We start from the raw sequence: 5446 nt of genomic DNA, 5'->3' as shown, positions 1-5446 counted from the left end.
CAACATCGATGTCTTGAAAGTAGAAGTTCCAGTTAACGTGAAATACGTTGAAGGCTTTGGTGATGGAGAAATCGTTCATACACGTGAAGAAGCAGCTGCTTTCTTCAAAGCTCAAGACGAAGCTACTAACCTTCCATACATCTACTTGAGTGCTGGCGTATCAGCTAAGCTCTTCCAAGAAACTCTTGTATTTGCTCACGAATCAGGTGCAAACTTCAATGGTGTTCTTTGTGGACGTGCTACATGGGCTGGATCAGTTGAAGCTTACATCAAAGACGGTGAAGCAGCCGCTCGCGAATGGCTCCGTACAACTGGTTTTGAGAACATCGATGAACTCAATAAAGTACTTCAAACAACAGCTACTTCATGGACTGAACGTGTGTAAACTTCCCCCTTTATGTCCTAAAACCTAGTAAAAAAACTTTAAAACATTTTAAAAAAAGTTGTATGTAAAGGTTTACAAAAAATCATTCTTGTGATATACTAAAATCACAAGTTAATACAAAGTGAGTGTTACTAAGTAATATTAGGCATGATCACAGATGGCTCAGATGTATGTTTTCTGAGTTCATTTGTGGTCATTTTTTATGCTCACAAAACTTAAATAATAGGGCAAGGAGGTTGCCATGTATCGGATATTAAATCCAATGAATAACAATGTTTCTCTCGTGCGGAATAGCAAGGGAGAGGAGTTGATCGTAATTGGTAAGGGTATTTCGTTCGGTAAGAAGAAGGGAGATTTGATTTCTGAGAATCAGGTTGAAAAAGTTTTCCGAATGAAAACGGAAGAGTCGCGAGAAAATTTTATGGCTCTTCTCAAGGATGTACCGCTTGATTTTATTACGGTTACTTATGAGATTATTGATAATCTTTCTAAAAAATATCAATATCCTGTCCAAGAGTATCTATACGTCACTCTGACAGACCATATCTATTGTTCTTATCAGGCTATTAGTCAAGGACGCTATAAGGATAGTAACTTGCCTGACATTTCTGCCAAGTATCCTATCGCTTTTCAAATTGCACAAGAAGCCTTTGAAATTTATCGTCAAAAACTGACAGAAAATTTCCCTGAAGACGAAATCATTCGTATCGCTTATCATTTCATCAACGCCGAAGGTGAGAATGAAGTCGAAGTTGTTGAGTCGATTGATAAGAGAAAGGAAATTTTAAAGAGGGTTGAAAGCGTTTTGAAGAGTTATAAAATCCAGCGAACACCTGAAAATAATAATTTCTACGATCGCTTTATGATTCATCTCAATTATTTCTTGGATTATCTGGATCGTAGTCGCGATGATAATCAATCCTTGCTCGATATGGAAGAACATATAAAGAATACCTATCCAGAAGCATTCGAGATTGGTAGCAAAATTTATGAAGTCATTGCACAGGAAACTGGTCTTGACCTCTACAAGAGTGAACGAGTTTATCTTGTTCTACACATTCAACGTTTATTGTCATAACATCTATTAAAAAATATAAGGAGTATTCTATCATGAATAGAGAAGAAGTAACATTGTTAGGTTTTGAAATCGTAGCCTATGCTGGCGATGCTCGTTCAAAATTATTGGAAGCTTTGAAGGCTGCTGAAGCTGGTGATTTTGCGAAAGCGGATAGCTTAGTTGAGGAAGCTGGTAGCTGTATCGCTGAAGCACACCACGCGCAAACGAGTCTTTTAACCAAGGAAGCTGCAGGTGATGATTTGGCTTATAGCGTGACCATGATGCATGGCCAAGATCACTTGATGACAACTATCTTGCTAAAAGATTTGATGCACCACTTAATTGAACTTTATAAAAGAGGAGCTAAATAATGAATAAGTTAATTGCCTATATCGAGAAAGGGAAGCCTTTCTTTGAAAAACTATCTCGAAATATCTATCTTCGTGCTATTCGGGATGGATTTATCGCAGGAATGCCAGTCATTCTCTTCTCAAGTATTTTTATCTTGATTGCTTTTGTTCCAAACTCTTGGGGCTTTAAATGGTCTGATGAAGTAGTAGCACTTTTGATGAAACCTTACAGCTACTCTATGGGGATTCTAGCAGTCTTGGTAGCTGGAACCACTGCTAAATCTTTAACAGACTCAGTTAACCGTAGTATGGAGAAAACCAATCAAATCAACTATATGTCAACGCTCTTAGCAGCTATTGTTGGTTTGCTGATGTTAGCAGCTGATCCAATCGAGGGTGGCTTTGCAACTGGTTTTCTTGGAACAAAAGGTTTGCTTTCTGCCTTTCTTGCAGCATTTGTAACTGTAGCTATCTATAAGGTTTGTGTCAAGAACAACGTTACTATTCGCATGCCTGACGAAGTTCCACCAAATATCTCACAAGTCTTTAAAGATGTTATTCCATTTACTCTTTCAGTAGTTTCGCTTTATGCTCTTGACTTGCTCGCTCGTCAGTTTGTCGGTGCAAGTGTAGCAGAATCAATCGGTAAATTCTTTGCACCATTATTCTCTGCAGCTGATGGCTATCTTGGTATTACCATTATCTTTGGTGCTTTTGCCTTCTTCTGGTTTGTCGGTATTCACGGCCCATCTATCGTTGAACCTGCCATTGCAGCGATTACTTATGCAAATGCCGAAGTCAACTTGAACCTTCTTCAACAAGGTATGCACGCTGATAAGATCCTTACATCTGGTACACAAATGTTTATCGTCACTATGGGTGGTACAGGAGCAACTCTTGTAGTTCCATTCATGTTTATGTGGTTGTGTAAGTCTAAGCGTAATCGTGCCATCGGACGTGCTTCAGTAGTTCCTACCTTCTTCGGTGTAAATGAACCAATCTTGTTTGGTGCACCACTTGTTTTGAACCCAATCTTCTTTATTCCATTTATCTTCGCACCTATTGCAAACGTATGGATCTTTAAGTTCTTTATCGAAACTCTCGGCATGAACTCATTTACTGCCAACCTTCCATGGACTACGCCTGGGCCTCTAGGTATTGTTCTTGGTACAAACTTCCAGTTCTTATCATTCGCTCTTGCAGCATTGTTAATCGTAGTGGATATTGCAATCTACTATCCATTCCTTAAAGTTTATGACGAACAAATTCTTGAAGAAGAACGTTCTGGTAAAGCCAACGATGAATTAAAAGAAAAAGTAGCCGCAAACTTCAATACTGCTAAAGCTGATGCTATCCTTGAAAAAGCTGGAGTAGAATCAGCACAAAATACAATTACAGAAGAAACCAACGTACTCGTTCTTTGTGCGGGTGGAGGAACAAGTGGTCTTCTTGCCAACGCCTTGAACAAAGCAGCAGCTGAGTACAAGGTGCCAGTTAAAGCTGCAGCTGGTGGCTATGGTGCTCACCGTGAAATGTTGCCAGAGTTTGATTTGGTTATCTTAGCACCACAAGTTGCTTCAAACTTTGAGGATATGAAAGCTGAAACTGATAAATTAGGTATCAAACTGGCTAAGACAGAAGGTGCACAGTACATTAAATTGACTCGTGATGGTAAAGGTGCCCTTGCATTTGTTCAGGCTCAATTCGATTGATGATAGGGACTGTAAAACAGTCTCCTATCATCACGGAAATCGCTATGGCGAATTTCCTAATCGCCTTGTTAATTCGTCGGTAAAAAAATATCGTTTTTACCTCCTCATGTCACAATTCGACTGACCTTGAGGACTGTAAAAGAGTCTCCGGATTATATATTTGTTTTCCCCCTTTATGTCACTATTTGGTGACTTTGTACAAGAAGTGAGACGGAGATGGATAGCTCACTAGCTCCTCTCCGCTCACTTTTCATTTTATCCAATCAAGAAATAGGTGAAAAAATGACAAAAACACTTCCTAAAGATTTTATTTTCGGTGGCGCAACAGCTGCTTATCAAGCAGAAGGAGCTACTCATACAGATGGTAAAGGTCCTGTTGCCTGGGACAAATACCTAGCAGATAACTATTGGTACACAGCTGAACCAGCGAGTGATTTCTACCATAAATATCCAGTAGACTTAAAGTTGGCTGAGGAATATGGGGTAAACGGTATCCGTATTTCTATTGCTTGGTCACGTATTTTTCCAACTGGTTATGGTGAAGTCAATCCAAAAGGGGTAGAATTCTATCATAAGTTATTTGCAGAATGTCACAAACGTCACGTTGAACCTTTTGTAACTCTTCACCATTTTGATACTCCTGAAGCTCTTCACTCAAACGGAGACTTCTTGAATCGTGAAAATATCGAACACTTTGTAGATTATGCGGCCTTCTGTTTTGAAGAATTCCCAGAAGTCAACTACTGGACAACATTCAATGAAATTGGTCCAATCGGTGACGGTCAATACTTGGTCGGAAAGTTTCCTCCAGGTATTCAGTATGACCTTGCCAAAGTATTCCAATCTCACCACAATATGATGGTGTCTCATGCTCGTGCTGTGAAATTGTACAAAGACAAAGGCTACAAAGGTGAAATCGGGGTTGTTCACGCCCTTCCAACTAAGTATCCATTGGATCCTAAAAATCCTGCAGACGTTCGTGCTGCTGAGTTAGAAGATATCATTCACAACAAATTTATCTTGGATGCTACATACCTTGGACACTATTCAGATGCAACAATGGAAGGTGTAAATCACATCTTATCAGTAAATGGTGGTAGCTTGGATCTTCGTGACGAAGACTTTGCAGCACTTGAAGCAGCTAAAGATTTGAATGACTTCCTCGGAATTAACTACTATATGAGCGATTGGATGGAAGCCTTTGATGGTGAAACTGAGATCATCCACAACGGTAAAGGTGAAAAAGGAAGCTCTAAATACCAGATCAAGGGTGTTGGTCGTCGTGTAGCTCCTGACTATGTACCTCGTACTGACTGGGACTGGATCATCTACCCTCAAGGTTTGTATGATCAAATCATGCGTGTTAAGAAAGATTATCCAAACTACAAGAAGATCTACATCACTGAAAACGGACTTGGATACAAAGATGAATTTGTGGACAACACTGTTTACGATGATGGACGTATTGATTATGTGAAACAACACTTGGAAGTTATTTCAGATGCCATTACTGATGGCGCAGTAGTCAAAGGCTACTTCATCTGGTCATTGATGGACGTCTTCTCATGGTCTAATGGTTATGAAAAACGTTATGGACTCTTCTATGTTGATTTCGATACACAAGAACGTTATCCTAAGAAATCTGCACATTGGTACAAGAAATTAGCAGAAACCCAAGTGATTGAATAGTACAACTAGTTATTAGGTATAGAATTTAAGCGAGGAAAGTTTATGCTCAAAGATTTTATCAAATCAATCTATGAAAAAGTTTATATTATTAACTTTGATCATTGCTCTCATGTACCATCCTTGACCAAGGAGCAACTTGCAAGTCTTGGAAAATGGTATGTCTCGACGGGTAAGGAGTGGATTTGTCATTCAGACTATGAATTTGAAGAATTTCAAAAGCTATTTTTAAATTTTGTCAACGCAGAAGATAAGG

At 39.1% G+C, this 5446-nt stretch carries 5 protein-coding genes and 1 pseudogene; all 6 read left to right on the top strand.

Annotation, left to right across the window (positions count from 1 at the left end):
- Positions 1 to 385: pseudogene (locus tag ADM33_RS02830) on the top strand (tagatose-bisphosphate aldolase); the annotation flags it as partial.
- A 241-nt stretch (positions 386 to 626) separates the two neighbouring features.
- Positions 627 to 1463, top strand: coding sequence for a PRD domain-containing protein (locus ADM33_RS02825; RefSeq protein WP_049503085.1), 837 nt, complete (start codon positions 627 to 629; stop codon positions 1461 to 1463).
- A 32-nt stretch (positions 1464 to 1495) separates the two neighbouring features.
- Complete coding sequence (locus tag ADM33_RS02820; protein WP_045763395.1) at positions 1496 to 1813, top strand: PTS lactose/cellobiose transporter subunit IIA; 318 nt, start codon at positions 1496 to 1498, stop codon at positions 1811 to 1813.
- On the top strand, positions 1813 to 3504 hold the full coding sequence (locus tag ADM33_RS02815) for a lactose-specific PTS transporter subunit EIIC (protein WP_049503084.1): 1692 nt from the start codon (positions 1813 to 1815) through the stop codon (positions 3502 to 3504). The genes ADM33_RS02820 and ADM33_RS02815 overlap by 1 nt, the downstream gene beginning before the upstream one ends.
- 282 nt (positions 3505 to 3786) lie before the next feature.
- Entirely contained in the window at positions 3787 to 5193 is a 1407-nt protein-coding gene (lacG, locus tag ADM33_RS02810) for a 6-phospho-beta-galactosidase (RefSeq protein ID WP_049503087.1), read from the top strand.
- A gap of 42 nt (positions 5194 to 5235) precedes the next feature.
- A partial coding sequence (locus ADM33_RS02805; protein ID WP_049503083.1) for a DUF3884 family protein occupies positions 5236 to 5446 on the top strand: 211 nt, incomplete at its 3' end.

The sequence above is a fragment of the Streptococcus oralis genome, assembly GCF_001075875.1.
In the GTDB taxonomy this organism is placed as follows: domain Bacteria; phylum Bacillota; class Bacilli; order Lactobacillales; family Streptococcaceae; genus Streptococcus; species Streptococcus oralis_I.
This window is presented reverse-complemented; position numbering and strand designations above follow the sequence as displayed.

Excerpts from the sequence above, each read along its gene's own strand:
- ADM33_RS02825 (WP_049503085.1), top strand. The coding sequence starts at position 627 with ATGTATCGGATATTAAATCCAATGAATAACAATGTTTCTCTCGTGCGG.
- ADM33_RS02820 (WP_045763395.1), top strand. The coding sequence starts at position 1,496 with ATGAATAGAGAAGAAGTAACATTGTTAGGTTTTGAAATCGTAGCCTAT.
- ADM33_RS02815 (WP_049503084.1), top strand. The coding sequence starts at position 1,813 with ATGAATAAGTTAATTGCCTATATCGAGAAAGGGAAGCCTTTCTTTGAA.
- lacG (WP_049503087.1), top strand. The coding sequence starts at position 3,787 with ATGACAAAAACACTTCCTAAAGATTTTATTTTCGGTGGCGCAACAGCT.